Origin of the sequence: Amycolatopsis sp. SID8362 (assembly GCF_010550475.1) — a bacterium.
GTDB lineage: Bacteria > Actinomycetota > Actinomycetes > Mycobacteriales > Pseudonocardiaceae > Amycolatopsis > Amycolatopsis eburnea.
The window spans coordinates 1-494 of sequence record NZ_JAAGNB010000167.1; the positions used below are offsets into that span (position 1 = coordinate 1).

Annotated in this window: 1 protein-coding gene; it reads right to left on the reverse strand. The window is 75.7% G+C overall.

The features are described from left to right. The coding region (locus G3I65_RS05945) for a sensor histidine kinase (RefSeq protein ID WP_239070601.1) at nucleotides 1-494 on the reverse strand (494 nt) is incomplete at both ends.

Below are 494 nucleotides of genomic sequence, written 5' to 3' on the forward strand. Positions count from 1 at the left end.
CAGCGGGTCGCGCGCGCGTGCCGGGCCACGTTCGTGAGCCCTTCGCGCACCACCCAGCCGAAGAGTTCCTGGTGGGTGGGCGCGACGACGTCGGTGGCCGTGGGCAGGTCGGCGGTGACCCCGCAGGCGCGCAGCAGCTCGCGGCCGCGGGCGAGCTCGCCGGCGAGGGAGACTTCGCGGTAGCCCGACACCGCCGCGCGGACCTCGGTCAGCGCCTGGCGGGCCAGCGTTTCCACGGCGCTCATCTCCTCGCCCGCGCGAGCGCCGTCGGCGTCCACGAGCCGACGCGCCAGGGTGCTCTTCACGGTGATCGCGGTGAGGGAGTGGCCGAGCAGGTCGTGCAGGTCGCGGGCGATCCTCGCGCGTTCGGCTTCGGATGCCAGCCGCGCGACCTCGGCGCGGGCCGCGACCAGCGCGGTGTTCGCGCGGATCGCCTCGGCGAACGCGCCGACCATCAGCACGGTGAACACGAGCGCGACCGCCTGCGCCCAGCC